The organism is Paenibacillus sp. Cedars, assembly GCF_003184205.1.
GTDB classification, from domain to species: Bacteria; Bacillota; Bacilli; order Paenibacillales; family Paenibacillaceae; genus Paenibacillus_AQ; species Paenibacillus_AQ glucanolyticus.
In genome coordinates this window covers 1,629,488-1,656,449 of sequence record NZ_CP020866.1, presented here as the reverse complement: position 1 = coordinate 1,656,449, position 26,962 = coordinate 1,629,488, and the positions used below count along the sequence as shown (strand labels likewise).

24 protein-coding genes are annotated in these 26,962 nt (G+C 48.7%); 9 read left to right on the top strand and 15 right to left on the bottom strand.

Annotated features, from left to right (window positions below):
- Positions 1–34: 34 nt before the first annotated feature.
- The gene (locus B9D94_RS09345; protein WP_006211418.1) at positions 35–1,093 is read right to left on the bottom strand and encodes an FUSC family protein; all 1,059 of its coding nucleotides are present in this window, start codon (positions 1,091–1,093) and stop codon (positions 35–37) included.
- Positions 1,094–1,221: 128 nt separating this feature from the next.
- Positions 1,222–1,887 carry a phosphatase PAP2 family protein gene (locus B9D94_RS09340; RefSeq protein ID WP_148246892.1) on the bottom strand — a complete coding sequence of 222 codons (666 nt, stop codon included), beginning with the start codon at positions 1,885–1,887 and terminating at the stop codon, positions 1,222–1,224.
- Positions 1,888–2,068: 181 nt separating this feature from the next.
- Here B9D94_RS09340 and B9D94_RS09335 point away from each other — a divergent pair, with 181 nt between their 5' ends.
- On the top strand, positions 2,069–2,713 hold the full coding sequence (locus B9D94_RS09335; protein WP_148246891.1) for an SDR family oxidoreductase: 645 nt from the start codon (positions 2,069–2,071) through the stop codon (positions 2,711–2,713).
- A gap of 86 nt (positions 2,714–2,799) precedes the next feature.
- Here B9D94_RS09335 and B9D94_RS09330 read toward each other — a convergent pair whose 3' ends face one another.
- Genes B9D94_RS09330 through selD form a run of 3 tightly spaced genes read right to left on the bottom strand, consistent with a single transcriptional unit; the run spans position 2,800 to position 5,177 of the window.
- Positions 2,800–2,994 carry a hypothetical protein gene (locus B9D94_RS09330; protein ID WP_006211422.1) on the bottom strand — a complete coding sequence of 65 codons (195 nt, stop codon included), beginning with the start codon at positions 2,992–2,994 and terminating at the stop codon, positions 2,800–2,802.
- A gap of 37 nt (positions 2,995–3,031) precedes the next feature.
- Positions 3,032–4,084, bottom strand: a complete 1,053-nt coding sequence (mnmH, locus tag B9D94_RS09325; protein ID WP_036641961.1) for a tRNA 2-selenouridine(34) synthase MnmH — start codon at positions 4,082–4,084, stop codon at positions 3,032–3,034.
- A gap of 40 nt (positions 4,085–4,124) precedes the next feature.
- A complete protein-coding gene (gene selD / locus B9D94_RS09320; RefSeq protein ID WP_063480057.1) occupies positions 4,125–5,177 on the bottom strand; it encodes a selenide, water dikinase SelD in 1,053 nt (350 codons plus the stop codon).
- A gap of 299 nt (positions 5,178–5,476) precedes the next feature.
- Between selD and B9D94_RS09315 the strand changes: the two genes are divergently transcribed.
- The 3 genes from B9D94_RS09315 to B9D94_RS09305 all read left to right on the top strand — a co-directional run bounded on the left by B9D94_RS09315 (position 5,477) and on the right by B9D94_RS09305 (position 8,402).
- On the top strand, positions 5,477–6,544 hold the full coding sequence (locus B9D94_RS09315; RefSeq protein ID WP_063480058.1) for a permease: 1,068 nt from the start codon (positions 5,477–5,479) through the stop codon (positions 6,542–6,544).
- A gap of 179 nt (positions 6,545–6,723) precedes the next feature.
- On the top strand, positions 6,724–7,923 hold the full coding sequence (locus tag B9D94_RS09310; RefSeq protein WP_006211426.1) for a peptidyl-prolyl cis-trans isomerase: 1,200 nt from the start codon (positions 6,724–6,726) through the stop codon (positions 7,921–7,923).
- A gap of 134 nt (positions 7,924–8,057) precedes the next feature.
- The gene (locus B9D94_RS09305; protein WP_006211427.1) at positions 8,058–8,402 is read left to right on the top strand and encodes a hypothetical protein; all 345 of its coding nucleotides are present in this window, start codon (positions 8,058–8,060) and stop codon (positions 8,400–8,402) included.
- Between the two features lie 97 nt (positions 8,403–8,499).
- On the opposite strand, the gene B9D94_RS09300 is transcribed toward B9D94_RS09305, so the two are convergent.
- The gene (locus B9D94_RS09300) at positions 8,500–9,444 is read right to left on the bottom strand and encodes a hypothetical protein (protein ID WP_200860839.1); all 945 of its coding nucleotides are present in this window, start codon (positions 9,442–9,444) and stop codon (positions 8,500–8,502) included.
- A gap of 168 nt (positions 9,445–9,612) precedes the next feature.
- On the opposite strand from B9D94_RS09300, the gene B9D94_RS09295 reads away from it, so the two are divergent.
- A complete protein-coding gene (locus tag B9D94_RS09295; RefSeq protein ID WP_148246890.1) occupies positions 9,613–10,383 on the top strand; it encodes a YwaF family protein in 771 nt (256 codons plus the stop codon).
- A 103-nt stretch (positions 10,384–10,486) separates the two neighbouring features.
- On the opposite strand, the gene B9D94_RS09290 is transcribed toward B9D94_RS09295, so the two are convergent.
- The 4 genes from B9D94_RS09290 to B9D94_RS09275 all read right to left on the bottom strand — a co-directional run bounded on the left by B9D94_RS09290 (position 10,487) and on the right by B9D94_RS09275 (position 16,294).
- On the bottom strand, positions 10,487–11,479 hold the full coding sequence (locus B9D94_RS09290) for an aldose 1-epimerase (RefSeq protein ID WP_036641948.1): 993 nt from the start codon (positions 11,477–11,479) through the stop codon (positions 10,487–10,489).
- Positions 11,480–11,614: 135 nt separating this feature from the next.
- Positions 11,615–13,342: a glycerol-3-phosphate dehydrogenase/oxidase gene (locus B9D94_RS09285; protein ID WP_036641946.1), complete on the bottom strand. Its 1,728-nt coding sequence runs from the start codon at positions 13,340–13,342 to the stop codon at positions 11,615–11,617.
- 188 nt (positions 13,343–13,530) lie between these two features.
- Complete coding sequence (gene glpK / locus B9D94_RS09280; protein ID WP_063480063.1) at positions 13,531–15,021, bottom strand: glycerol kinase GlpK; 1,491 nt, start codon at positions 15,019–15,021, stop codon at positions 13,531–13,533.
- 70 nt (positions 15,022–15,091) lie between these two features.
- Positions 15,092–16,294 (bottom strand): ROK family transcriptional regulator, encoded by a 1,203-nt coding sequence (locus tag B9D94_RS09275; RefSeq protein ID WP_036642413.1) that lies wholly within the window; start codon positions 16,292–16,294, stop codon positions 15,092–15,094.
- A 438-nt stretch (positions 16,295–16,732) separates the two neighbouring features.
- Between B9D94_RS09275 and B9D94_RS09270 the strand changes: the two genes are divergently transcribed.
- The 4 genes from B9D94_RS09270 (at position 16,733) to B9D94_RS09255 (ending at position 21,107) form a co-directional block, all read left to right on the top strand.
- Positions 16,733–17,992 carry an ABC transporter substrate-binding protein gene (locus tag B9D94_RS09270; protein ID WP_148246889.1) on the top strand — a complete coding sequence of 420 codons (1,260 nt, stop codon included), beginning with the start codon at positions 16,733–16,735 and terminating at the stop codon, positions 17,990–17,992.
- A 48-nt stretch (positions 17,993–18,040) separates the two neighbouring features.
- On the top strand, positions 18,041–18,979 hold the full coding sequence (locus B9D94_RS09265; RefSeq protein WP_148246888.1) for a carbohydrate ABC transporter permease: 939 nt from the start codon (positions 18,041–18,043) through the stop codon (positions 18,977–18,979).
- Between the two features lie 16 nt (positions 18,980–18,995).
- On the top strand, positions 18,996–19,832 hold the full coding sequence (locus tag B9D94_RS09260; RefSeq protein WP_148246887.1) for a carbohydrate ABC transporter permease: 837 nt from the start codon (positions 18,996–18,998) through the stop codon (positions 19,830–19,832).
- 312 nt (positions 19,833–20,144) lie between these two features.
- Positions 20,145–21,107, top strand: coding sequence for a Gfo/Idh/MocA family protein (locus B9D94_RS09255; protein ID WP_148246886.1), 963 nt, complete (start codon positions 20,145–20,147; stop codon positions 21,105–21,107).
- 137 nt (positions 21,108–21,244) lie between these two features.
- Here the strand turns inward: B9D94_RS09255 and B9D94_RS09250 are convergent, their stop codons facing one another.
- The 5 genes from B9D94_RS09250 to B9D94_RS09230 all read right to left on the bottom strand — a co-directional run bounded on the left by B9D94_RS09250 (position 21,245) and on the right by B9D94_RS09230 (position 26,697).
- Entirely contained in the window at positions 21,245–22,669 is a 1,425-nt protein-coding gene (locus B9D94_RS09250) for an NAD-dependent succinate-semialdehyde dehydrogenase (RefSeq protein ID WP_148246885.1), read from the bottom strand.
- 198 nt (positions 22,670–22,867) lie between these two features.
- Positions 22,868–23,842 (bottom strand): siderophore ABC transporter substrate-binding protein, encoded by a 975-nt coding sequence (locus B9D94_RS09245; protein WP_148246884.1) that lies wholly within the window; start codon positions 23,840–23,842, stop codon positions 22,868–22,870.
- Between the two features lie 209 nt (positions 23,843–24,051).
- Positions 24,052–24,810, bottom strand: coding sequence for an iron ABC transporter ATP-binding protein (locus tag B9D94_RS09240; protein ID WP_036641932.1), 759 nt, complete (start codon positions 24,808–24,810; stop codon positions 24,052–24,054).
- Positions 24,807–25,754, bottom strand: a complete 948-nt coding sequence (locus B9D94_RS09235; protein WP_006211445.1) for an iron chelate uptake ABC transporter family permease subunit — start codon at positions 25,752–25,754, stop codon at positions 24,807–24,809. The genes B9D94_RS09240 and B9D94_RS09235 overlap by 4 nt, the downstream gene beginning before the upstream one ends.
- Entirely contained in the window at positions 25,744–26,697 is a 954-nt protein-coding gene (locus tag B9D94_RS09230) for an ABC transporter permease (protein ID WP_006211446.1), read from the bottom strand. Before B9D94_RS09230 ends, B9D94_RS09235 begins: the two co-directional genes overlap by 11 nt.
- Between the last annotated feature and the right edge of the window lie 265 nt (positions 26,698–26,962).

The window sequence follows — 26,962 nt, the reverse complement described above, 5'->3', positions numbered from 1 at the left end:
GTCTTGATCGGCCCCTTCATATCGTTTGATATGCTTATTTTCTCAACCAGGAGAACAAGGCTTCTTCCTGTTCCTTGTCCTCCACAACACGGCTGATTTGATCCGCCACCCGATTCAACCGGTCAAGCTGATAACCGTAATCATACATGGAGGCAGCCACAACCGACAGCCGAAGCCCGCCAGGATCTGCGCCCGGTCCGCACATCACTTGCTCCATAAACGCTTCATTGTTCTCGGCCATGGTCTCCGCCTCGTCCTCATTCGGCTTCAGCTTTCCTTCGAACTTCCATAGAATATGCTCATGGTACTTCATCAGCCGCTCCAGATTGCTATCAAATTGCTCGTCGATCAGTTCCGACCGTTCCGCCTGGAAGTAATGATTCTCCACGGCGTCCAGCACTTCATATCCTTTACGAAGGGATTGGAGCAGCTGCTTATACACAACAAGCTGTCTAGCTTGGCTATACTTGGCTCGCTTCAGCTTCTTCTGCTCCTCCTCAAACAAATTGTATTTGTCCGACAACGATTTGATTGCTGTTTCAAGTTCCTTCTTCTCCGCACGGTAGACCGAATCCTTCATCTCGTGGGAAATGGCCGTCCGCAGCAGCAGCGACATTTTGCCGAAGACAATATGAATCCGTTTAATGTACTGCTCCTTCGGCTTTGGAGGAAATACGAGAATATTAATAAGGAAAGCAGATACGATGCCGATGATCGTGAGAATAAACCGGTTGAGTGCAAAGTCCCATTGACCGGAAGCTTCCATTACGGATATAACCGTAACCAGGGTGAGACCGATCGTCTCTCCCATTTTTAATTTCATGCAGATCATGATCACTAAAATACATACCAGACCGACCGAAATCGGTTGATTGGATAAAAAATATCCTCCGAGCATCGCCAGTATCGCCCCAAGCGTACTCGTCTGCAGCTGGTCCAGAAAATATCTCCACGACCGATAGATAGACGGCTGCATCGCAAAAATCGCGGCTATGGCGGCTACAACAGGGGATTGAAAATCAAACAGCATAGCCAAATAAAGAGCCAGCGTTACGGCTAGGCCGGTTTTGAACATTCTTGCTCCAAATGCCATAGACAGCCCTCCTTACATAACCCAAATTCAAATCTATGCTTACACACCATGATACATACTCCTCCGCTTAAACCGCTATTCCATGAATTACCCTTACTTTTCCAAAGTGATGCAGGCCGACATGACGTTCACGCATCCGGGAAGCCCCGCTTCCCCATTCTTCTCTCATAATATCGGACCATAAAACTAACCCATGCGCAGGAAGCCAAATAGCCCCCGAGGATGTCGCTTGGATAGTGAACACCCAGATATATCCGGCTAATCCCAATGCTTAGAATCATGATGATTGCAAAAGCGATTAATACTCCTCTTCCTGTCCTGCTGTCTATATGTCTCCATAACAAATATGCCAGCACGCTGTAGAAGGAAAAAGCACCCATCGAATGCCCGCTGGGAAAGCTGTATCCCGTAATTTCAACTAGGCGGTGGATATCCGGCCTCACCCGTTGAAAAATCAATTTTAATAATAGATTAAGAATAGATGAACCGAATACGACTACAATAAGTAGAAGAATCTCCGTGCGACGCCTCAATACCCAATATAGCACGGCGATTACGATAAGACACAATACAGTAACCGGACCGATCGAGCCTATAAATGAGAGGCCTATTGCGATATCCGTAATGAATGGATGCTCCAGGTTCTGTATTGAGGTTATGATGGCCAGATCGAGTGGAGCCAAGAGCTGAAACTTAACCAATGCGGCCATTATGATAAATCCTACGAAGCTGATGAGTGATATAAAGAAAATCCAGCGTTGTCTTCCTGAAGCCCAATTCATCTGTCCGCTCAAACTCTCTTTTCTCCTTTGCGTTGTTTCAAATCTATATGACTTGGGTGAAAACAAGATAATATCATTTTCCAGAGATAAAGAAAAGTCCAGCGCTGATTCCCAAGAAATTCCCCTTAGGTTATGCTAAATTTGGTATTATTACTCTAATATGAGAAATTTTAACGATAAAGGAGTTTGTCCTATGAAGGTTCTAGTAGTCGGTGCGAATGGTCAAATCGGAAAACACCTTACACACCTGCTTCAAGATCATGAAGCGTACACCGTAAAAGCGATGGTTCGAAAAGAGGAGCAGGCACGATATTTCGAAAATGCCGGAATCGAAACCGTCCTTGCTGATCTGGAAGGAGCGGTTGATGAGCTTGCACAGGCCGCACAGGATTGCCAAGCCATTGTATTTGCCGCCGGTTCAGGCGGTGCAACCGGTTATGATAAAACTCTCTTAATTGATCTGGATGGGGCTGCAAAAATGATCGAGGCTGCCGAGCAGGCACATGTCTCACGCTTCATTCTGGTTAGCGCCATACAGGCCCACAACCGGGAGTCCTGGAATGAAAAAATCAAGCCCTATTATGCAGCCAAGCATTATGCGGATCAGATCCTGCGCAGCAGCAGGCTCTCCTATACGATTATTCGTCCAGGAGGACTTCTGAATGAACCCGGTACAGGCCGTATCACCGCTGCCGAGGACATCCATAGCGGCTCCATTCCGCGGGAGGATGTAGCAAGCACGATTCTGTTATCCCTGGATGAAGAGAACACCTTCCGGCGTTCCTTCGATCTGATCGCAGGCGATTCGCCCATATCCGAAGCCCTTTCGTCTATTTAAAGAAAGCCTTTCATCTCAAAGAAATCGCCCCTGCCAAAAGCGATACGTCAGGTATCCAGCTCTTGGTCAGGGGCTATCTGTTTTTTCTAATCGAATAGTGACCAAATCACAATAAATGCGATCAAGGCCAACACATAGATGACGATCAGCTTGGTAATATTAGCTTTGGTTTTACTTTCATACGCTGGATTCGACTTGCGGTTTTCCTGGGAAAAACCAACAAGCAGCGTCGCAATGCCGCCGATCAAAGCCAAAGTAATCACGATTAAATACAGAACCACAATGGATCCTCCTTATCCTCTCGGATTATACGAATGATTACGTGCCGGTCTTCTGCAGCATCTGATTCCGCAATATTTCTTTTACGGCTTTCACAGCTTCCTCTACTTTATCCACTGAGACAACGATAGGCGAGGCATCTTCATATTGACTGGAGGTATGGTTATACTTGGGATCATAATAATGCTCAAGCAGCATCCGGATTCCCTGTGGAAACCGTCCCTCCTCCAGCGACCTCCCGATCTCAGCAGCAACAGGAGTATGGATCCTGTTTTTAATCAATTGGAAAGCCGCCAAATACTGTTCTTTGTATGCAGCGGGATTGTAGTCCTCCATGATCTGGCGAACACGCTCTTCCATCGGCAGTTCAAGTACGATAGCTACGCCGGACTCCTTCTTCTCCATAAGGAAGTCGGGTACAACGATTTTGCCAATCCGCTTGCTCTCGGCTTCGAATAACACGTAAGGGGCCGACTCCACTTGCTTCAGTCGTTCAACCAATTCCGAATCAAAGGTCTTTTGATTGCTGGCCTGTAAACCGATATGGCCAAATATCGAGCCGCGATGACCTGCCAGCCCTTCCAGGTCAACGACAGGATACCCCTCCTGCTGAAGCTGCCTGAGCACGGCCGTCTTGCCCGTTCCCGTCAAACCATGCAGAACAAACGCTTCGGCCTCTAATGTCTTATGTTCAAGCGTATCCAGCACATACTTTCGATAAGCCTTAATCCCGCCAGTAATCCGGCTGACATGGATATCCATCAGGGAGAGCACGGTTGCCGCTGTCCGGCTGCGCATCCCCCCACGCCAGCAATAAACTGCTTTATCACCGTCAATTTCCTTGAATTGCTTAACGAAGGCGGGAAGCTTGGCCGACATAATGGCAAGTCCGCGCTCTTTAGCCGCATCTACGCCTACCTGCTTATAGATGGTGCCAATCTCCGCCCGTTCCTCATCATTAAAGACCGGAATGTTCAGGCTTCCCGGGATCGTTGAATCCCTGTATTCCGACGGGGAACGGACATCGATTAATGTCATCTTCTTTTTATTCTGAAGCTCCAATAACTCGTTAACGCTGATGTCTTGAAACATGGTCTGCTCGCTCCTTTATTGATCCAAAAAAAAGGCTCACTTACAACTCAACGACAATGCGGGACGGATGATCGTTTACGACCTTGCCGACACTTCCCGCTTCCAGCCCGGCTTGCCGAAGCTCCATTAGAAGCTGATCCGCCTGCGAGCCGTCAACGGCGATAAGAAGTCCACCCGAAGTTACCGCATCACACAGTATCCACTTGTCGATCTGATCCATGTCGTCCGGAAAATCAACATCGTCCTTCACGTGATCATAGTTGTTTTTTGTCCCACCCGGAATGACGCCACCCTCGGCCATTTCTCTAACTCGCTCCAGGACAGGTACAGAGGACTTGGAAATGCGTATCCCCGTCCCGCTTCCTTTTGCCATTTCGAGTGTATGGCCAAGCAGCCCGAATCCGGTCACATCGGTGCACGCGTGAACGTTATACGATTCCATCATTTCGGCAGCGGTCTTGTTGAGTGCTGCCATTACGGCGGTAACCCGGCGGATCTCCTCATCACTTAACAGGTTTTTCTTAATGGAGCTCGTAAGGATACCGACACCTATGGGCTTTGTAAGAATCAGCACATCGCCCGGCTTGGCTCCTGCATTCGTTCTCACTTTGTCAGGATGTACGGTACCTGTTACGGCAAGACCGAATTTCGGCTCTTTATCATCAATGGAGTGTCCACCAACCAGTGTTACACCCGCTTCTTTCAGTTTATCCCCAGCACCTCTCAAAATATCGGTCAACACCTGCTTATCGAGGGTTGAGATCGGAAATGCCACAATATTCAGTGCCGTTAGCGGCTTGCCTCCCATCGCATAGATATCGCTGATTGCATTGGCCGCTGCCACTTGACCGAAATCATAAGGGTCATCCACGATCGGTGTAAAGAAATCAACCGTCTGGACCATAGCCAAATCATCGGTAAGACGGTATACACCTGCATCATCGCTCGTATCCAGACCAACCAGCAGATTCGGATTGGGTTCCGCTTGGGGGAGCTTGCGAATGACCTGAGCCAGATCCGCAGGACCAATTTTGCAGCCGCATCCTCCTTTAGAGGAATAGGAAGTTAATTTTATTTTCTCCGATTGAGTCATCACAGATCGTCCCTTCATCATCTAAGTTTTGATATATTGCAAGAGCACGTGCAACAACCCCGGCGCGGATGCTCGAAATACGTCTCATCTACTCCGGGGATCATCTAATATTAATCTTTGCCAATCACTTCATTTATGCACACAATACTTATATTATATGAAATCAGCTGCCGCAAGTCTAATGATCTTCCTATTTCTTGCAATTCCCGGGAAAATCTCTCTACGACAAGTCCACATTGTGATATACTATTAGATTGGATATGTAAATAATTTCACGATATATCGGGGGAGTACGAATTATGAATCACTCAAGCGACAGCAGAATGGCCTTTGATCATTCGAATCGCAGAAAAACCATCTGGTTCATCACAATCTTCATTATAATTGCAGCAACCGGTCTGACCTATGTGAAGTGGTGGCCTTATTACGATAAAGCACTCAAGGCGATTGTCGAGCACAGCATCGGCTCTTCCATACTAGGCATGGATAGCAGTGCCACACCTTCATGGCAAGCAGCTTGGGATTATGCCATCACTTATTTCAAAGCCGTCTGGAAAGCAGCCGTGCTGGGTATTCTGCTTGGCACATTAGTCCAGTCCCTGCTGCCCTCCCAGTGGCTCCTTCGCGTTCTCGGCAAATCGACCTTTGGCAGTACGGCGATAGGAGGGATTGCATCCATTCCAGGCATGATGTGCTCCTGCTGTGCCGCACCTATCGCCATCGGTCTACGCAAGAAAAAGGTATCTGTAGGGTCTGCACTTGCGTTCTGGATCGGTAATCCAACCATTAATCCGGCAACACTCGTCTTTATGACGTTTGTTCTATCCTGGAAATTCACCTTGCTGCGACTGGTCTTTGGCATCCTTCTAACCTTTGGCGTCAGCTACTTGGCAAACCGCTTTGCCAAAGAATCGGAGCCGGTGGAGATCGACACACCGCCGAGCACCGATCAGCAAGACGATCGCCCACTGTGGAAACGCTGGCTCGCCAGCATCGGCAATATGCTCATTCGCGTGGTTCCGGCTTATTTTATCGCAGTCCTGCTGCTTGGCGCGCTGCAAGTCTGGATGTTCCCTCACCTGGGAACAGCAGCCGGGAACAGCCTGCTGGCTGTCATTTTCTTTGCCGTCATGGGGATGCTCTTTGTCATTCCGACTGCCGCCGAAATCCCGATCATTCAAGCCTTCATGGCAGCAGGTCTTGGAGCCGGCCCCGCAGCAGCGCTGCTCCTTACTTTGCCGGCCATCAGCCTTCCCTCCCTTCTCATGGTAAGACGTTCGTTCCCGAGAAAGGTCATATGGTTTGTAGTTTCGTCTGTAGTCTTGCTTGGTATTGCATGCGGCATAGCGGGAATGCTTATACTGTAACCAGCACATGGGTGCATTTTTTTCAAAGAGTTATAATCAGTTATCATCAAATCAAGGGCTTTTCAATTATATTTTCAATTTTTATTTTTTCTTAAGGTAAACCAAAAGCTTATCTGGTAAAGTGATTAAAGAATGAACCAACTCATTATTATATGCAGTCGAAGGGAGTCAATCATTAAATGAAAGATAACGATTTGCAGCCAAACCACCCGGGGCAACCCGAGGATGAACAGGGACAAGCCCAAGAGAAAGAGAATATCCCCCAAGAACCGGGCGACTTGTCTAATGAAGAGGAAAGAATAGATTCGGATTCAACCTATCCTGAATCCAGTGAACCTTATAAGGAAGAGAGCGATCAGCCCCTGTCTCCGGTTGCTGTCATGCATTCAGAGGATCAGCCCGAGCAGCCCCTGCACGATGAGCAGCCTCCGGCTGGTGATGGCGGTAATGGAAGCAAAGGCTGGATGATCGCTTCACTGGTACTCGCGGCAGCGTTGATCGTCGTCCTGATTGTACCTCCATTTGCCAAGGGATCCGGTAACGAAGCAGTGGCCAAAGTCAATGACGTCAAGATTACGAAGGATACCCTGTACAATGAGCTTGTTGAAGCGGGCGGGAAACAAACCGTAAATTCCATGATCACGGAAGAGCTGATTAAGCAGGAACTGGCCAAGCAGTCCATTACCGTGACGGACGCGGAAGTGAATGAAGAAGTTGACGCTCTCAAGGCATCCTTCCCATCCGAAGATCAATTCAATATGGCCCTGCAGCAATCGGGAATGACACTTGAGGATCTGAAAGGGCAGACCAAAACCCAAGTCGAACTCAAAAAACTGATGGGCGACAAAATCAAAGTAACGGACGAAGAGATCAAAACCATTTATGATCAGAACAAAGAATCCTTTGCTACACCTGAACAGGTTCGCGCTTCTCACATCCTGGTTGAAACCAAGGAAGAAGCCGATGAGATTGTGAAGCAGCTTAAGGATGGCGCTGATTTCGCGGCAATTGCCAAAGAGAAAAATCAAGACGCTACCAAGGACACAGGCGGTGACCTGGACTTCTTCGGACGCGGCGAGATGGATCCTGCTTTTGAAGAAGCAGCCTTCAAATTGAAGAAGGATGAAATCAGCGACCCGGTGAAGAGCTCCTTCGGTTATCATATCATCAAGCTTACCGATCGCAAGGAAGCTACGAATCCTACTCTGGAAGACAAGAAGGTTGAAATCCGTAAACAGCTTGAGAATCAAAAAGTTTACCAGGAATCTTCCGCTTATATTCAAGAGTTAAAAGACAAAGCAACCATCACCAACACGCTGGAGGAAGTAGCGCCGGCAGATCCTGCTACAGAGACACCGGAAGCACCTGCTGCACCTTAAAGATTGACCAAGCCCTGCACCCTCGTGGTGTGGGGCTTTTATCATGCCAAAATAAAAAGTTCTTTAAACCCTGCGGAAAACATGTTAGAATGTAAGCGTTATCAATTGTTGATCTTGACAAAGGGGGAAGCAGAATGATGAAGCACGTATCGGAATCCCGCAACATGTATGAGGACTTCGTGGTGGAGACAGACATTCTGTTCTTTAAAACCGGATCGCACGGTTTGGTCAGCTTTCACGGCAGGAACTATAATATTAAAAAGAGAATGACTGCCGACAAAATCGCATCCCTGCTCTCCGGTAAACAGTTCTATCATGTCGGCGGCAACTGCTATGTGAATGTAGACAAAGTCACTACGGTAGAGCAAGGCATCGTTTACTTTGGAGAAAAGGCGCCCTCTGCCAAGCATCTGCGTATTCCGAGATGGAAGCAGGAGTCGCTGAAGCGCCTGATCACGGAAGCCAAACAGCCTGTTTGAGCAGTGCCGCAACATGTATATGGTTCTGTTTTTTCGAATCACAAGCAAAAGATCCCTTATCCGTTGAGCGGAGTCGGGATCTTTTGCTTGTTCAGTATTAAATCTTCAGTTTCTTGGCATTCACAATGTAAAGGTTCTTCAGCGGCAATGCGCCGTTTCTGTACTTCCGGGCACCGGATTCAAACAGAACATACAGATCATTGCCACGTATCGCAATATTCTCGGACATGGGCGGCATGGTCAAAGGGGTAGCTGCGGCCTTGCCGGATGCCCCACGTGTATAAATAAGCAGCTTGCTTGCATTGTTGCGGCCGCAGGACTGACTGTATAATACGCGGGATTTCGTCACAACCGCACCCTGGATACGATCAGGCGTGCTCCATGTATAATCCGCCTTACGGTTCGACGACAGGTCATCGCCGGAAGTCAATTTATAACCTCGAAGCTTGCCCTTCGGTCCGGGGGCACACTGCTTGCTGCCCTTATCCTCTCCATCCATATATTCACCTACCCAGAGAATCCCGTCGGAATAAGTGGCATAAGATGCCTTATGACCGAGCGCATATCGGGTCATGACAACATGGCTGTAATCTTTTTTGCCCTCGATGGTGCTTAGCGGAATTTTGTACACATTTTTGCCAGACGCCACCCACAGATGATTTTTGCTGACGGCGAGTCCGCCAACATGACCGGTATGCTTTTTGCTTCCGCTCTCATATAAATAGAGCGTTTTGATTCGCTTGTTGGTTTTGCTGCTGGTGATCGAGATGCTGCTGGCCTGCTTGCTCTTTGTATTGCCCCAATAATGAGACATAATAATCCACTTCTTGCTCGGCACAAGGGCGAGTCCCTGCGGTATCCATTCTTTGTTTCCGGATAAGCCGGGAACCACGGCTCCCTTTCTGCTAATATCAAAAAACTTTTTGTACTTGGAGGAAGCAGCCTCCGCCTCACCAGGGTAAGCAAAACCGATGAGGGTGAAGATCAAAACCAAGCTTAATCCTATACTCAAATACCGTTTGAGCCCATACAATCTATTCACAATAATGCACCCACTTCCTTAATAAGCGATGATGACGGTATGCTTCTCGGGTTCTCGATCCGACATAAATTCAATGTATTCCGGCATAAAAATGATATTCATTCTACATCCACTTCATGGTAATATCGATCATAATGGGCTTGCGAACTACAGAGAGGATGATACAACATCGAATCCTTATTTGATCCGAGTTATCCGAAGGCATTTGCCGCCTTCTCCACCGAGCATTGGATAGCCATCGTTATCCTGATCGCCCTTGCCGCGCTCCTGTATCTGTTCAGGTCTGTAATCGTCTCAACGACTGCCCTTCAAAAGACCGTGAAATGGAGCCTGCTTGCCGCACTCTCGTTGCCGGAGGCGTCCCTTCATCTCTGGTATGTGTTAACCGGCATCTGGGATCCTGCCACGTCATTGCCGCTGGAATTGTGCAGTCTGACCCTGTTTCTCTCCATAGCCATCCTGCTTACGGATGAACGCCGCTTATATCCGTTAGTTTATTTTGCAGGCATCGGAGGGGCACTTCAGGCCATACTGACACCCAATCTGGATTATCCTATCCCTCACTTCCGCTTCTTTCATTTCTTTACCGTCCATACCGCCATTATATTAACAGCGCTGTACATGACATGGGTAAGAGGATACCGGCCAACCTGGAAATCCATTGGCTGGACGATGGTATTTCTTAACGTGTCCGCCGTGCTTGTCGGTCTTGTTAATTGGGCTGTTGGTTCCAATTACATGTTCCTGATGCGCAAGCCGGAAACCGCGTCGCTGCTGGATCTGCTGGGTCCACATCCCCTATACATTATGGTTGAGGAATTCATTGCACTTGTATTATTTATCCTTATGTATGTTGTCTTTTTTGTCATTCCGGACCACATCAAACGCAGTCGCAGGCATGGGCGTGAAGAGATTCCCGGCTCTTCCGCAGGGAGCTGAAGCATGAAATCATATGTCTTATAGCAAAAACGTATGGACTGTAAACGCCCTGAGTAACAGGTGTTGCGATCCATACGCTTTTTTATAGGGGAGGAATTAAGGATCAGCCTTTAAGATACAGCCGAGAGGTGGCTTCCCAAATATCACCCGGTGCCAAACCGAACAAACCGATATCATCCGCCGGCAAATTCACGTTTGGAGCATTCACCAGATTGATCTGAGGCTCGGGACAGAAAAACTTCCGGGATGCCTTGTTATTCCATACCATCCACTGCTTATATGAGTTGCCGACATCATAGACCAAGGTTTTTCCCAGCCTGGTATCCGTCAATTCCATACGGTTTCTGCCGTTCTGCGGTACAGCCGTGTAATGGTTGTCCATGGGGGCAAAATAGGGGTTGACCCCGCTTGTCCGCAGCCGTTCTTCTTCCGCCGTCAGGGACTGGAATTCCCCGGTCGGCAGCATGCGGTCACTCATTTCCCACCGCTCTCCGATCGTTATTCTTGCAACGCAATCATCCGCTGTGCTCTCAGGTGCAAACGGAGCATTGATCGCCGTATGGAAGGCAAGCAGGCAAGGCATGCTGCTCGTTCCCCGGTTGCGTATCAACACATGCTGGGCTAATCCATCCCGATTCAGCGTATAGCGGAGCCGAAACGTGAACGTGTGCGGAAGCATGGCGTACACCGGGTGATCCTCATCGATCGTTACGGAAACGACCACATAACTTTCAGCCTCACTGCTGCCATAATCCTCGACCGTCCACGGTATCGTATGTAAAAAGCCATGGAGGTGATTAGCTGTCTCAACCTCATTCACCGGGAATTGATAGGTCTGTCCATTCCATGGAAACCTCCCGTCTTCATATCGATTCGGCGGAAACAGGACAGGAATGCCGTGAACGCCTGGATTGGACTTGAATGCTTCCATCTCGTGTGCTTCAGGTTCGCGAAGGAAACGGTAACCGCTTTCGTTATCCCTGAAAGCGATGAGATTGCCTCCGATCCCAGGCAATATCGCCGCTTCGTAAGGGCCATGCTGGAGCCAAACCGCGCTCTCTCCGTGATATAATTCTTCATACGCTTTGTGGTTCATCGGGTCATCTCTCCTCTCAATGTGAACGTATATAGATTATCATACCGTTGCCCTTACGACTAGATTGTCGAGCTTGAATAAGCCGTTATGGCTCTAACCAAACCCTCTTCCTTGCATCTTGGTTAGGCACATCGTTTAAGAAGATAGTTTTTCTTGTGTGGAGTCTTGTGAGAGGGACACTGCCTCCGATTGCTCCTGTGCTATTGGCTGCGTGGCAGATGCCAGTTCCTCATCCAGTTCCCTTGCGTATTCCGTTCTCTGCTGCTCGCTCCATGCCAGAACGGAAGCCATATAATCCATTACGGGCTCCTTCCATTTTCTTGTCCACTGGATGTTAAATAACAGGGAACCCGTACGACGGATGAAAAAGTCCGTCGGCTTCGACGCCAACTCATACTGGATCGCATACATCAGCGGTACCAGAACCGATACGGGAAGCGCGGATGCTTCCGCTTGATCGGATCCTGCGCTGGCCAAGCGAAACAACTCCGTTACGTTGGAGCCGTACATCTGCGCCCATTGCTCGGCGAGCTTACGGTCGATTCCTTGTGCCGCTCCGATATCCGCCTGCTTGCGAACAAATTCAGGAAATTGACGGGAGCCGCCTATATGCCCGCCGGATATCGGCAGATTCTTCGTTATCCCGGGACCAAACGTTTGGCCGCCCTGCTCCTGAATTCGTTTGGCAACCAGATCCACAACCGTATCCGCCATTTTGCGGTAACCGGTCAGTTTGCCACCCGCAATGGTGATCAGGCCGGACGGGGATTCCCATATCTCATCCTTGCGTGAAATTTCGGACGGGCTCTTGCCCTCCTCCAAGATCAGCGGCCGGACTCCGGCCCACCCAGATTCAACGTCAGCCGCGGACAGCTTCACATCGGGAAACATATAGTGAATAGCTTTCAATATATAATCCCGGTCTTCCACCGTAATCAGGGGACGCACGGGATTGGCCTTGTACACCGTATCGGTTGTTCCCACGTAGGTCTTTCCGTCACGAGGAATAGCAAACACCATTCTGCCGTCAGGTGTATCGAAGTACACCGCTTGACGGAGCGGGAATTTGGACTGGTCAATGACCAGATGGACCCCTTTGGTCAACTGAAGCATTTTTCCCTTCTTGGACTTATCCATCTCTCGCACCTGATCCACCCAAGGACCAGCGGCGTTCACGATTTTGGTTCCGGTTACGGTCCTGACCTCGCCGTCCAGCATATCTCTCACCGTGATGCCGGTAATCCGTCCATTCGTATCATAGTTCAAAGACTCGGCCTTCGCGTAATTGAACAGCACAGCCCCTCTGGCAGCTGCCTCTTTCATGACCTCAAGCGTGAGTCTGGCATCATCCGTCCGGTACTCTACATAGTAACCGCCGCCCTTCAGGCCTTCCTGCTTCAGAAGCGGCTCCCGCTTCAGCGTCTCGGAGACAGACAGCATGGAGCGCCGTTCTCCCCGCTTCACGCCAGCCAGGAAATCGTATACCATCAAGCCGACAGAAGTGCTGAACTTCCCGAAGGTGCCTCCTTGATGTATGGGCAGCAGCATCCACTCCGGCGTAGTAACATGCGGTCCGTTCTCGTAGACTACCGCCCGTTCCTTGCCGACTTCAGCCACCATCCCCACTTCAAACTGCTTCAAATACCGCAGTCCGCCATGCACCAGCTTGGTCGAGCGGCTGCTGGTTCCTGCTGCAAAATCCTGCATCTCCACCAGCAGGACCGACATGCCGCGCGTGACCGCATCGAGTGCAATCCCCGCACCGGTGATCCCGCCGCCAATCACGATCAGCTCATAAGTGCTCTCTGCAATTCCTTCAAAACGACGCTTGCGATCCAAGCTTGAAAACGACTGTGGCAACATCAAACAAATCCCTCCCAGTATGTTTTACCCTTTTTTTATCTATTGTTACCTCTTATAGAAACAGCAACAAAAAAGAGACCACGAAACACGCAGTAACAAACCTCGTTCCATGAGGTCTTCCGCGCCTAGTGGTCTCTCCAAGTCTCCAGACAAATATTCACTTATGAATTATTATAACATATAAAATGCTAATGAAAAGCCATTGCCGCATAAACGGCTTTTTTCCACCCCGCATATAATTGTTCCCTTACTTCTTCCTGCATGGTTGGCGTAAAGCTCCGCCCCATGCTCCATTTGCTGCATATCTCATCCTGGTCCTTCCAGAAGCCAACAGCAAGACCCGCCAAGAATGCGGCTCCAAGAGCCGTCGTCTCCGTGATGTCCGGGCGTTCCACGGGAACGTTCAGAATATCGCTCTGGAATTCCATAAGAAAGGTGTTGGCCACCGCGCCTCCATCCACTCGCAGGGATGTGATGTTATACCCTGAATCCTCCTCCATGACGGACAGTACATCCCGGGTCTGGTAGGCAAGCGACTCCAGGGTTGCACGGATGAAATGCTCCTTCGACGTACCTCTGGTCAGACCAAAAACAGCGCCCCGTACGTCGCTGTTCCAGTACGGACTGCCAAGTCCGACAAAAGCGGGCACAACGTACACGCCTTCCGTTGAATCAACCCTGCGCGCATAAGGCTCGCTGTCCTTCGCCTCACGGAACATCCGCAGACCGTCGCGCAGCCACTGTATAGCTGATCCGGCCACAAATACGCTGCCCTCCAGCGCATACTGCACCTTGCCATCGAGTCCCCAGGCAATCGTCGTAATCAGCCCATGTTCGGATTTGACCGGCTTGTCGCCAGTGTTCATCAGCATGAAGCTGCCTGTTCCGTACGTTGTCTTCACCATGCCCTCGGAGAAGCAGGTCTGACCAAACAGCGCTGCCTGTTGATCTCCCGCAGCCCCGGCAATCGGCACTTCACGCCCGAAGAAGTGATAGGTCACCGTATTGGCGTATATCTCGGAAGAAGGCCTTACCTCAGGCAGCATGACCTTCGGAATATCCAGCAGCTGCAGCAGCTCATCATCCCATTTCAGGTCATGGATGTTATAGAGCATCGTGCGTGAAGCATTGGAATAGTCGGTCACATGCGCTTGGCCTCCGGACAGCTTCCAGATCAGCCAGGTATCAATGGTGCCGAATATAATCTCTCCACCCCGGGCGCGTTCCCGCGCACCCTCCACATGGTCGAGAATCCATTTGATTTTGGTACCAGAGAAATACGGATCGATCAAAAGCCCGGTCTTCTCCCTGACCTTTCCGTCATGCCCTGCAGCGATCAGCTCCTCGCATAGGCCGGCTGTCTGCCTGGACTGCCATACAATCGCATGATATATCGGTTCACCCGTGTTGCGGTCCCACAATACTGCGGTCTCCCGCTGATTCGTGATCCCGATGCCCGCTATCTGATCCGCCTTCACACCCGATTCGGATAAACAGGTCGCAATAACCGCAAGGATGGAGCCCCATATTTCATTGGCATTCTGCTCCACCCACCCCGGTTGAGGAAAATACTGAGGGAACTCCTTTTGCGCTGAGTGTACAATTTCTCCTTCCCTGTTAAACAAGATTGCCCGAGAGCTTGTCGTTCCCTGGTCAAGCGACAGAATGTACTGCTCCAATCATCTTCTCCCCTTCCGTTAAGTGCATTTAACCAAAGATAACGTGCAGGTGGAAACGTTGTCAAATTCATTATTCCGTCAGGGTGAAACCAAATAAGTCCTGCAGAAGGACAGAAGCCGCACCGATTAACTTATCATCTTCGCCAAGGGATGCCAATCCAAACACCATATCATCCTTCAGGATCGGCATCGCATGCCGGTCCATATATTTTCGAACCATTGCCAATAGCTCCGGATTCCCATGCGCCATCTCCCCGCCCAGAACGAGTGCTTCGGGATTAAACATATTGACCAGATTAACAATGGCTGCGCCGAGGTGTTCCGCTACTTCTTCATTCAGATCCATGGCCAGCTTGTCCCCTCTGCACAGGGCTTCCTTGTACACGGACGGAACGATTTTGCTGTAATCCCCTCCGCTCAGCTCCTGAATTAGAGTCGGTCGTCCTGTGGCTATTGCTGTAATGATTCGTGAATACACAGCGATCCAGCTGATATAACTGTCCAAGCAGCCTACATTGCCGCATTCACACCGAATTCCGCTGCGATTCACGCTGGTGTGTCCAAACTCGCCGGCACCCCCATGCTTGCCTCTCAGGAGGCTATCGTTTATTAATATACCGGAGCCGAGTCCGTCACCGATGGAAATATAGATCAAATTCCCGAATGCATAATCACCAAATCGCCGCTCTGCGAGCACAACGGAATTCATATCGTTTTCAACCCAGGTCCGCATTCCATAGCGGTCTTCGAGGATCTGCCTTAGCGGAACATCGGTCATCCGCAGCTTGGTGTTATAGTGCAGCACTCCCTGACTATCACTCACAATACCTGGAACGGTGAGGGAAATGCCGACACAACGTTCCAAGTCCTCCGCTCCTGCAGTGAAATCATCCATGAGCTCGAGCAGCCGCTCGATAACCGCATTACCCTGAAGTCCTTCGATCGGATAGGTTTCCTTTCTCAGCACCCTTGCCTCCAGGTTCATCTGGGCCAGATTTAGGAATGAATTCGTTATGGCTACAGCAAATAAATAATGATTATCCGGATTGAATTGGAGCAGAATGGGTTTTCTCCCTCCGCTGGAAGAACCCGTGCCGATTTCAGAGACGTAGCCCTCCTTAATCAGCTCCTGAACGGCGGAAGCGACTGTGGAGGGGCTCAGCTTATTTTTTTTGGCCAGCTCAATTCTCGATATGGGACCATCCGTACGAATCTTGTTCAGCACCTTGGATCGGTTTAATGCCTGGATCAGCTTGTGATCCCCTTTTTTCATATTGTTCAAGCAAGCTCAACCTTTCTATAGGTTCATCAATTAGTGCGACTTTCTGTATCGGAAAAATGAGGTTAGCTACACTATAACATTTTCAATAAGCGAAATTAACTTATTCCATCAATCAAAATAATGTTATATGTAAGAATTATCCCAACCTCACATTATGTGAAAAAAATAATTTAAAAGTAATTGAAATCGCTATCTTGAAAAATAATCGAGGGGATTATATAATCTTTCGCAATAGAAGCTAGTTATTCTGTCACAAAAGATAGCATGTTGATGTTAACTTTTTTCGACGATTGGAATAACTAATGCTTTTTACTCCAGCTATACAAAGGGGGCGCTCCCACCAAGGAGACTGGTTTTCACGTCGAACAAGCTTTATGACCCCATCATGCTTGATCAAAACCATGCCAACATTTTAAGGAGGGTTATGTAATGAAAAAAGGAATGTCTGTCCTGATTGCGATGCTATTCGTGTTTACTGCCTTACTGTCCGCTTGTGGTGGCAATGCCTCCGGTGGAGACAATGGGAAAAAGGTAATCAACGTCGCCCTCTGGGACGAAAACGTACGGGACACGCTGGACAAGTCCATCAAAATTTTCAATAAGAAGCATCCGAATGTTCAAGTGAAAGTAACGTATACGCCATGGGCGGATTATTGGACCAAGCTGAGAACAAGCCTCGCCGGCAATAGTGGTCCTGATGTTTACTGGATGAACGGACCCAACTTTCACTCCTACGCCTCCTCCGGTCTGATCAAAGACCTCTCTCCCCTCATTGAGCAAAGCGGACTGGACACCTCGGTTTATACCGAAGCACTCGTCGATATGTATACCTATCAAGGCAAGCTTCACGGTCTTCCTTACTTCCAGGATTCCATCGGACTCTATTACAACAAAGAGTTGTTTGACAACGCGGGCTTATCCTATCCCGACGATACCTGGACCTGGGAAACCGTAGAGGAGAATGCGGCCAAGCTGACCGATAAAACAAACGGTATTTACGGTTACATAGCGCCGATCGACAATCAAATCGGTTACTACAACTTTATTGCCCAAGCAGGAGGATTTGTAATCTCGGACGATAAGAAGTCATCCGGCTTTAATACGCCTGAAGCTCTGTCGGCCTTTAAGTGGGAACAAGGCTTGATTGACAAAGGCTACTCGCCGAATGCGCAGCAGCAGCTTGAAACGAAGTCCCGCCAATTGTTCGGCTCCGGCAAGGCCGCCATGTTTCCGGGGATTTCGGTCAACTCGCCTGAGCTGCACAAGCTTCTCGGCGATAAACTCGGCGTTGCTGTTCTTCCTGCCGGTAAACAGAAAGCTTCCATCGTTCACGGACTGAGCTGGGCAATCAACGGCAAGACAAAAGTAGAGCAGGAATCCTGGGAATTGCTGCAGATACTATCGGGCAAGGAGGGACAGGAACTGCTGGCCGATTCCGGCTTCTCGATGCCTGCCTACAAAGGCACGGAAGGTGGCTGGCTGAAATCCATTCCTTCTCTCGATCTGCAGGTATTTGTGGACAGTCTGGAATTTGCCGTGCCTTATCCGGTATCCCAGAAAACAGCGGAATGGCAGGATGCGGAAGTGAAGGAAATCCAGGCAGCCTTTCTTGGCAAAAAAACCTTTGAAGAAGCGCTCAAAAACGCCGGTGAACAAATGGATGCAATCCTTGCAACTGAAACCAAATGACAACCATCCGCTCCCAAGTAGGAATTCCAAGAAAGGACGGTGCAGCCTGTGAGCTCTCCCATAACTGTGATCACGAAACCTCCTGAGATACCCAAGCGAAAGGTCGGGAAACTTGCCCGGCACGAAGCCCTGTGGGGATATATCTTCATCCTGCCGGTCGTGCTGGGGCTTGGTTTGTTCTACATGGCGCCTTCCGCCGCATCCCTGTTCCTGTCGTTTACATCGTGGGACGGGTTAACCTCTCCCCAGTTCGTCGGAATAGATAATTTCACGAATCTGATGAAGGACGACAAATTCACCGGCTCTCTGCTGAACACGATGATGTATACCGTCGGCACCGTTCCGTTGTCCGTTGCAATCGCAACGGTTCTGGCCGTACTGCTGAATCAGAAGATCAGAGGCATGGTCTTCTACCGCACACTGTATTTCATCCCGGTAATCACGATGCCGATTGCGGTCGGCATGGTCTGGAAATGGCTGTACAACTCCGAATTCGGGTTGATCAACAATGTGCTGGGAGTGCTGAATCTGCCTCAGCCGAATTGGCTGTTTGATGAAAAATTCGCTTTGTTTTCCATCGTGCTTGTCAGCGTCTGGAGCAGTATCGGGTATAACGCCGTCATTCTGCTCTCCGGTCTCCAGGGCATCTCCAGCAGCTATTATGAAGCCGCTTCGCTGGACGGTGCCGGAACGATGTACAAGTTCTTTCGGATCACGCTGCCGCTGCTGACGCCCAGCCTGTTCTTTGTATTGGTCATGTCCTTTATCAATTCATTCCAGGTGTTTGACCTGATTTTCATTATGATGGATCAGCAGACTACGATGCTGGAATCCACCCGGACCGTCGTTTACAGCATTTGGGAAGACGGGTTCAAATATTTCAATATGGGTTACGCTTCAGCGCAGGCCTTCATTCTATTCGTTGTGATTCTAGTCATCACCATGGTTCAAATGTATATTCAAAAGCGCTGGGTTCACTACCAATAACAGGAGGAATGAAGACGTGAATACTTCAACCCGATCGGGAAAAGCAAGCCGTCTGGCAGTCCACGTTCTGTTAGCTGCCGGGGCGCTGCTCATGATTATGCCGTTTCTGTGGATGATATCCACATCCTTCAAGTCCTTTGCCGATTCCATGGCGATTCCGCCCAAATGGCTCCCTGTCGAATGGCACTTGGACAACTACCTCCGTGTCATTCAAACCATTGATTTTGGCACGTATTACTTGAATACCGTTATCGTCACACTCGGACGCACAGCGGGCCAGCTTGTCCTGTGCTCACTCGCAGCCTATTCTTTTGCAAGTTTGAGATTTCCTTTCAAGAATGCTATCTTCCTCGCGCTCCTTGCGGTATTGATGGTACCGTCACAGGTTGTGATGATCCCGAGCTTTGTCATTATGCGTGAGTTCAATTGGCTGGATACGTTCTATGTGCTCATTGTACCGGGTATTTTCAGTGCCTTCGGTACGTTCTTGTTAAGACAATTCTTCATGACATTGCCGAAGGATCTGGAGGAGGCAGCCAAAATCGATGGCTGCAGTTATTTCCGGATCTACTGGAATATTTACTTACCGTTATCCAAAGCTGCGCTTGTCTCCCTGGCCATCTTCACCATACTCGCCTCGTGGAACGATTTACTGTGGCCGCTCATTATGACAAGCTCAGAGGACATGCGGGTGCTATCCATTGGAATCTCCAGCTTTCAGGGACAGCATTCCACCGACTATCCTCTCCTGATGGCCGGTGCGCTTATGGCAACCCTTCCGATCATCATCCTGTTTATATTCCTTCAGCGCTACTTCATTGAGGGCATTGCCATGAACGGGATTAAAGGATAACACATCCCGCAGCAATATACACGATAAAGGAGTCTGCCGGATGATACCGATGTCAGAGTTGGTGTTGGCGCTATGGGAAACATCGTCCCTATGGCGCTGCCGACGCAGCTATGCCGGGTATGAGGGTTATTAGCAGCAAGCACCTAGTATGTATTCAGGAAGGTTTGCTGTACTTTTTTCCAGGTGAATCCTCTGTACCGGCATACAAAGGAAAGCTTGAATAATATGGATAGCGGGGCTATAATCACGTGTGAGTCCTAGAATTGGGGAATATTTATCCATCATCATTATACGATCAGGAGTGAGCAACCTATGATTAAAGCAGGTGTAATTGGAGCCGGAGGTATGGGCGCTGTCCATATTAAAAACCTTCACCAGAATGAACATGTTCAACTGGCTGCAATATGCGATACGAATGAAGCATTAGCCAAACAGCAGGCCGAATTGTATGGCTCCGCTTATTATACGGACGGCAGCACGATGCTGGAGCAGGAACCGCTGGATGTTCTGTACGTATGCATCCCGCCATTCTGCCATGGAGATATTGAAGAACAGGCAGCAGCCAAGGGCATTCACTTGATGGTCGAGAAGCCGCTGGGTCTGGACGTGAAGTCCGTCCGTCACAAAGTCAAAGTCATCAATGAAAGCGGAATCATAGCAGCTTCCGGATACTGTCTGCGGTACCTGGACACCGTTGCAATCGCCAAGGATTTTCTTAAAGACAAAAAAATCGGCATGGTCCGTGCCCACTACATAACGACACCTGTACCTACTCCTTGGTGGCGCAAAAAAGAATTGTCCGGCGGACAGCTGGTTGAGCAGTCTACTCATACCATGGACCTTGTACGCTACCTGTGCGGCGACATCACCCGTTTGTATGCCGATATGAGTCTCTTGCTTATGCAGGATATTCCGGATCTGGACATTCCCGATGTAGGCGCGATTCAATTCGTGCTGGACTCTGGAGCAGTCGGCCATATGCAGACGGGATTTATCCAATTCGATCATCGGAGCGGAATTGAGATCATGGGACGCGATTTCCGGGTCGTTCTGGATGGAACCACGCTTTCCATCGCAGATAAGGAGAAAGAAGTGGTATACCGCAGCAAAACCGACTTCTACAAGGATCTTACTACGGCCTTGATCGACGCCATTCGAAACCAGGATCCAAGCCTTGTGCTTGCCTCCTACGAAGACGGGTTCAAGACACTCGAGGTGACGCTGGCCGCGAATGAATCCGCGGAAACCGGTAAGCCGGTATTGATTCAGCAATAGCTCAAAAGGGGCGTTCTCCAGGTCTGAACCTGGAGAACGCCCCTGAATTTTTGTTGCCCTGATGCAGTACGGCTTAAATTCGTTTGGACAGCTCAGCTTGTCCATGTTCATTGAATATCGCAATACTCATTCCGCTCTTACAAACCAAGTGAAATGTACTTTACCTCCAGGAATTCCTCCATTCCGTAATGGCCGCCTTCCCGGCCCAGTCCGCTCTCTTTAAATCCGCCAAACGGAGCTTGAGCGGTGGAAGGTACAGGGTCATTCACTCCTACGATGCCATAATCGAGAGATTCCGCGATTTTGACCGCTTCGCCCAAATTCTGCGTAAACACATAGGCAGCCAATCCGTAAGGACTGTTATTGGCTCGCTTGACCGCTTCGTCTATGGTTTTGAAGGTGGTAATGGGTGCAAGGGGACCGAAGGTCTCCTCATTCATGCACTCCATGTCATCCGTGGCATTCATGATCACGGTTGGCTCGACATAGTTGCCTCCCAGATCAGGGAGAGCTTGACCGCCAGCCAATATAACGCCGCCCTTCTCTTCCGCATCCTTGATCTGTCGAACGACTTTATCCACAGCCTCCTCGTTAATCAAGGGTCCGATATCGATTCCGTTCTCCAGTCCATTCCCCACCCTCAATTGTTTGACAAGCTCCGTAAACTTCGCTGCGAACTTCTCCGCAACTGATTCTTGAACATAAATCCGGTTGGCACATACACAGGTCTGTCCCCCATTGCGGAACTTGGAAGAGATTAATCCCGCTGCCGCTTGATCCAGGTCTGCCTGATCTGTCACGATAAATGGAGCATGACCACCAAGCTCCAGCGATATTTTCTTCACATTGGCCGCAGCGCCAGCCATCAGTTGTTTCCCCACTTCGGTTGAACCCGTGAATGACAGTTTTCTCACCCGACTGTCCTTCTGCCACACGTCAGCGATATCACCTGAAGGTCCAGTTACGATGTTGATTACCCCGGCAGGAATGCCCGCCTCATCTGCTAGCTCCACCAGCTTGATCGCCGTGAATGGCGTCTCACCGGACGGCTTGATAACTACGGTGCAGCCAGCTGCCAGCGCAGGGGCTACCTTGCGTGTAATCATCGAAGCCGGGAAGTTCCAAGGCGTAATGGCAGCTACAACACCCACTGGTTGCTTGGTCACGATGATACGTTGACGACTGGAAGAACCGGGTATGGTCTCGCCATATATTCGTTTACCTTCTTCCGCATACCAATCAACAAAGCTGTTGGCATATCGAATCTCGCCTGCTGCTTCCTTCAGCGGTTTCCCCTGCTCCGTGGTCATGATTCGGGCCAATTCATCCGTATGATCTGCAATTAACTGATGCCACCGGCGAAGCAGTTCCCCGCGATCATTCGCGGTTCTGCCGGACCAATCCGAAAAAGCTGCCGCTGCAGCATCCACCGCTTGCTGGGCTTCTCTCTTGCCGCCTTTAGGCACGGTGCCTATAACCTTCCCGTTCGCCGGATTATATACGTCCATTTGCTCCTCGGTCTGAACCCATTGTCCATCTATATAGATTTGATTCCGATACATATAAAGACCTCCTCCTAATCGACTATTCCAGGTTGAGCGAGCCTGATGATCATCATCTTATTACGTCAACATCTGCCTTATCTTATTATCCGTTAACCACTTACCCTAATGCAAAAAAATAAAACACCGGAGCGCCTGGTAAAAGCTGCTCCGGTGTCTTCTATGTTCATTACCGTTCCCTTCGGAAAGGGTCTTGGATTATTTAATAGCTGCGTCAACTTCAGTAATCATTTCAGATACGGAAGTCAACCCGCCGCCGGAAAGATACCAGAAATCCGGGTTCAAGTAAACGATGTTTCCGTCTTTAGCGGCATTGGTTGTTTTTACAAGCTCATTCTCAACTACCGCTTTAGCGCCTGATTCCCCTTCGCCAGTGGCAACAGCAGCACCGCGGTCAACTACAAACAGATAGTCAGGGTTCATCTCTACAATGTACTCGTTCGAAATATCTTTACCATGTGTGCTGACTTCGATGTTAGGATCTATTGCTCCGAAACCAAACACATCATGCAGAATACCAAAACGGGAACCTGGACCGTATGCACTGATTTTGCCTTCGTTAGCAAGAATGATCAATGCCTTCTTGCCTGTTGCCGTTGCTTTTTCATTCAGCGCTTTGATGTTCTCATCGATGGCAGCCATTTCTTTCTCAACTTCTGCTTCTTTACCAAAGATTTGACCAAGCGTGTTCATGTTGGATTTGAAGGATTCCATGTATTTGCTTGTATCCACGCCCAAGAAGATCGTTGGAGCAATTTTGCTCAGTTCCTCATAGGCATCTTGCTGTCTGCCGGAAATGATGATCAGATCGGGATCAATGCTGTTGATTTTCTCAAAGTCCGGCTCTTTCAGGCTCCCTACATTCTCGTACTTCTTATCTTCAAATTTGGACAAGTAAGCAGGAATATTTGCTTGCGGAACGCCTAATACTTCAACGCCCAATTTATCTACGGAATCCAGAATACCAAAATCGAATACAACCAGACGTGAAGGGTTCTTCGGTACATCGGTTTCACCAAGCTGGTGGGTGATCTTAATTGTTTCCGCATCGGCTGGAGGCGTATCCCCTGCAGCGTCTCCGCCATCGGCACCTGTTGTTTTATCGTCTTGACCACAAGCTGCGAGTACAATCGTGAACATTACTACCATGAATAAAGTTAACCATTTTTTCATTACGTACACCCCATCTTTTATATTTGTATTTTCCTGCTTCATATTGATCTTCAACATATATTTGAATGTATGGTTGAATTAGTAATTAAATAAGGACAGATTGAATCATGCCGTCCCTTCGCAAGGCAGCCCCAGCTATTTTAGCAGAGATAAGGAACCTGCCGATGGCAGTTGAACCGTTCCTTATCCCTTACAAACGTTGTTATAGATTAGGCGTAGTACACACATACTCTATTGTCGTTAATCTCTTCAATCTCAATGTCCATGTCGTAGATTCCGCGCAGAACATTGCTCTGAATGATGCTCTCGGTCTTCCCTTCGCTCTCAATAGCGCCATCCTTCAAGGCAACGATGTAATCCGAGTAGAAGGAAGCGAAGTTGATATCGTGAATCACGATAACAATCGTTTTATTCATGTCGGCGACAAGCTTTCGAAGAATCTTCATGATCTGCACGGAGTGTTTCATATCCAGATTGTTCAGTGGCTCATCCAGCAAAATATACTCCGTATTCTGGGCGATAACCATAGCGATGTAAGCACGCTGGGTTTGACCGCCACTGAGCTGATGAAGAAATTTATGCTGCATATCTCCGAGCTCCATATACGAGATCGCTTCATCCACGAACTTCTCATCTTCCGCATTCAACCTGCCTTGAGAGTAAGGGAATCGGCCAAAAGATACGAGTTCCCGCACGGTCAAACGAAGACTGATATGGTTAGATTGCTTCAGAATCGAAACCTTCTTCGCAAGGTCGCTGCTTTTCCACTGGCTGACCTCTTTGCCATCCACCGTAATTTGACCGCTGTCCTTGCCCGTTAATCTGCTTATCATGGACAGCAAAGTACTTTTACCGGCACCGTTAGGGCCGATAAAGGAAGTGATTTGCCCCTTCGGGATCGTAACCGACACGTTATCAACGACTTTTTTGCCGCTATAGACTTTCGATACGTTCGTAACCTGGATCATGCTTTACTCTCCTTTAGAAGCAGGTATATGAAGTAGACACCGCCGATGAAGTTGATGATAACACTGAGCGTTGTGGAGAACGTAAACACCCGTTCGACAACCAGTTGACCGCCCACTAACGCGATGATGCTAATAAGTATAGAAGCTGTGATTAAGTATGAATGCCGATATGTCTTCATAACCTCATAGGCAACATTGACAACAAGAAGTCCCAGGAATGTAATCGGCCCGACCAGCGCAGTTGCTACAGAGATCAGAACAGCGACAATAATCAGGAGCCGCTTCACCACGTAATCATAATTCACACCGAGGTTGATCGCCTGCTCACGTCCAAGTGAAAGCACGTTTAGATACTTGGCGAATCGAGCAAAATAGAGAAGTGACAAAGCAACCACAATCATGGCAAGAATGAGCAGCTCCGTCTTTACGTTGTTGAAGCTGGCAAACATTTTGTCCGCCACATACTGGAACTCATTCGGATCAATCAGCACCTCCATGAAGGAGGACATGCTGGAGAACAGCGTACCGAATATCATACCGATGAGCAGCAGGAAGTAAATATTATTCCCTTCCCTTTTGAACAGTATTTTGTATAAAACTCCAGCAAACAATATCATGGCTCCGACATTAATCAGGAAGTTCACATTGCTGCCCAGTTTGTACAGCGTAAACGATCCAAAGACGAAGATTACCGTTGTCTGGATAAGAATATATAAGGAATCCAATCCCATAACACTCGGCGTTAGTATCCGGTTATTCGTGACCGTTTGAAACACCGTGGTAGACAGAGCAATGGCTCCGCCGGTCAGAATAATAGCAAGCACCTTTTTGATCCTTCTCGGAAGCGCGTAGTCCCAATTGCTGCCAAGATCAATGAACAGAAAGACTGCCACCAGGATGATTGCCGCCGCGGCCAACAGGCCGATTTTGGCTTTATAAGTCATAAGCCTTTCTCCTCATCAGTAAGAAAATGAATATACCGCTTCCAAGGACGCCCACGGTCAGGCTGATTGGAATCTCATAGGGATAAATGATGATCCTGCCAAGGATGTCACAGAACAATACGAATCCGGCCCCCAGCAGCGCGGTATGCGAAAGGCTTTTTTTCAAGTGATCTCCCAGATACAGGCTAACGATATTAGGTATGATCAGACCGAGAAAAGGAATCACGCCGACGGTTAGAACGACGGATGCGGTGACCAGCGCTACAATGACCAATCCCAGGTTCACAACTCTCCGGTACTTGAGACCAAGGTTCGTTGCAAACTCCTCTCCCATCCCGGCTACCGTAAACTTGTTAGCGAACAGGTAGGCCAGAATGACAAGCGGGATACTAATATATAGCATTTCATATTGTCCCTTGATGATCATGGAGAAATCACCCTGGAGCCATGCGGACATATTCTGAATAAGATCATATTTGTAAGCAAAGAAGGTTGCTATCGAACTAACAATATTACCGAACATCAGTCCAACGAGGGGAATAAAGATGGCGTCCTTGAACTTGATCCGGTCCAGGATCTTCATAAAGATGAAGGTTCCCGCTAGTGCGAATACAAATGCCACAAGCATCTTGATTAGTGGACCGCTTGTTGTGAAGACCAGCATGGCAACCAAAATTCCAAGTCTCGCGGAATCCATCGTACCCGCTGTTGTTGGTGACACGAATTTGTTGCGACTTAACTGCTGCATGATCAATCCGCAGATACTCATGCTGACCCCTGCCAGTATAAGACTGACAAGCCTCGGGATCCGGCTGACAAGCATAATATGTTGTTGTTGTTCTGACATGGAGAACAGTTCCAGTGGTGAAATGTCCTTAACTCCAATAAATAATGAGATTATGGAGAGTACCACAACGGCTGCAAATAAGTATCTAATCTTCATGGCTCTTCCTTCTATGCGTATGTCTCTGAATATCCGACAGTCCGCAATCTCATCAGCTTCTCACTGAGATTGATTATCAATTGCGTTCTGATATGCATTATATCACTCTCATTCTCACTCGACAACCCTAATTGAGAATCAAAATCATTTAATTTTTCTCATCTGCGTATCATTTGTTCACGATTTGTTCATGATATGAAGTTTCGACATATCGTGTAAAGCAATCAGAGGACTGACCTTAGAAAAGTGTTTTAATTCTCAGTAA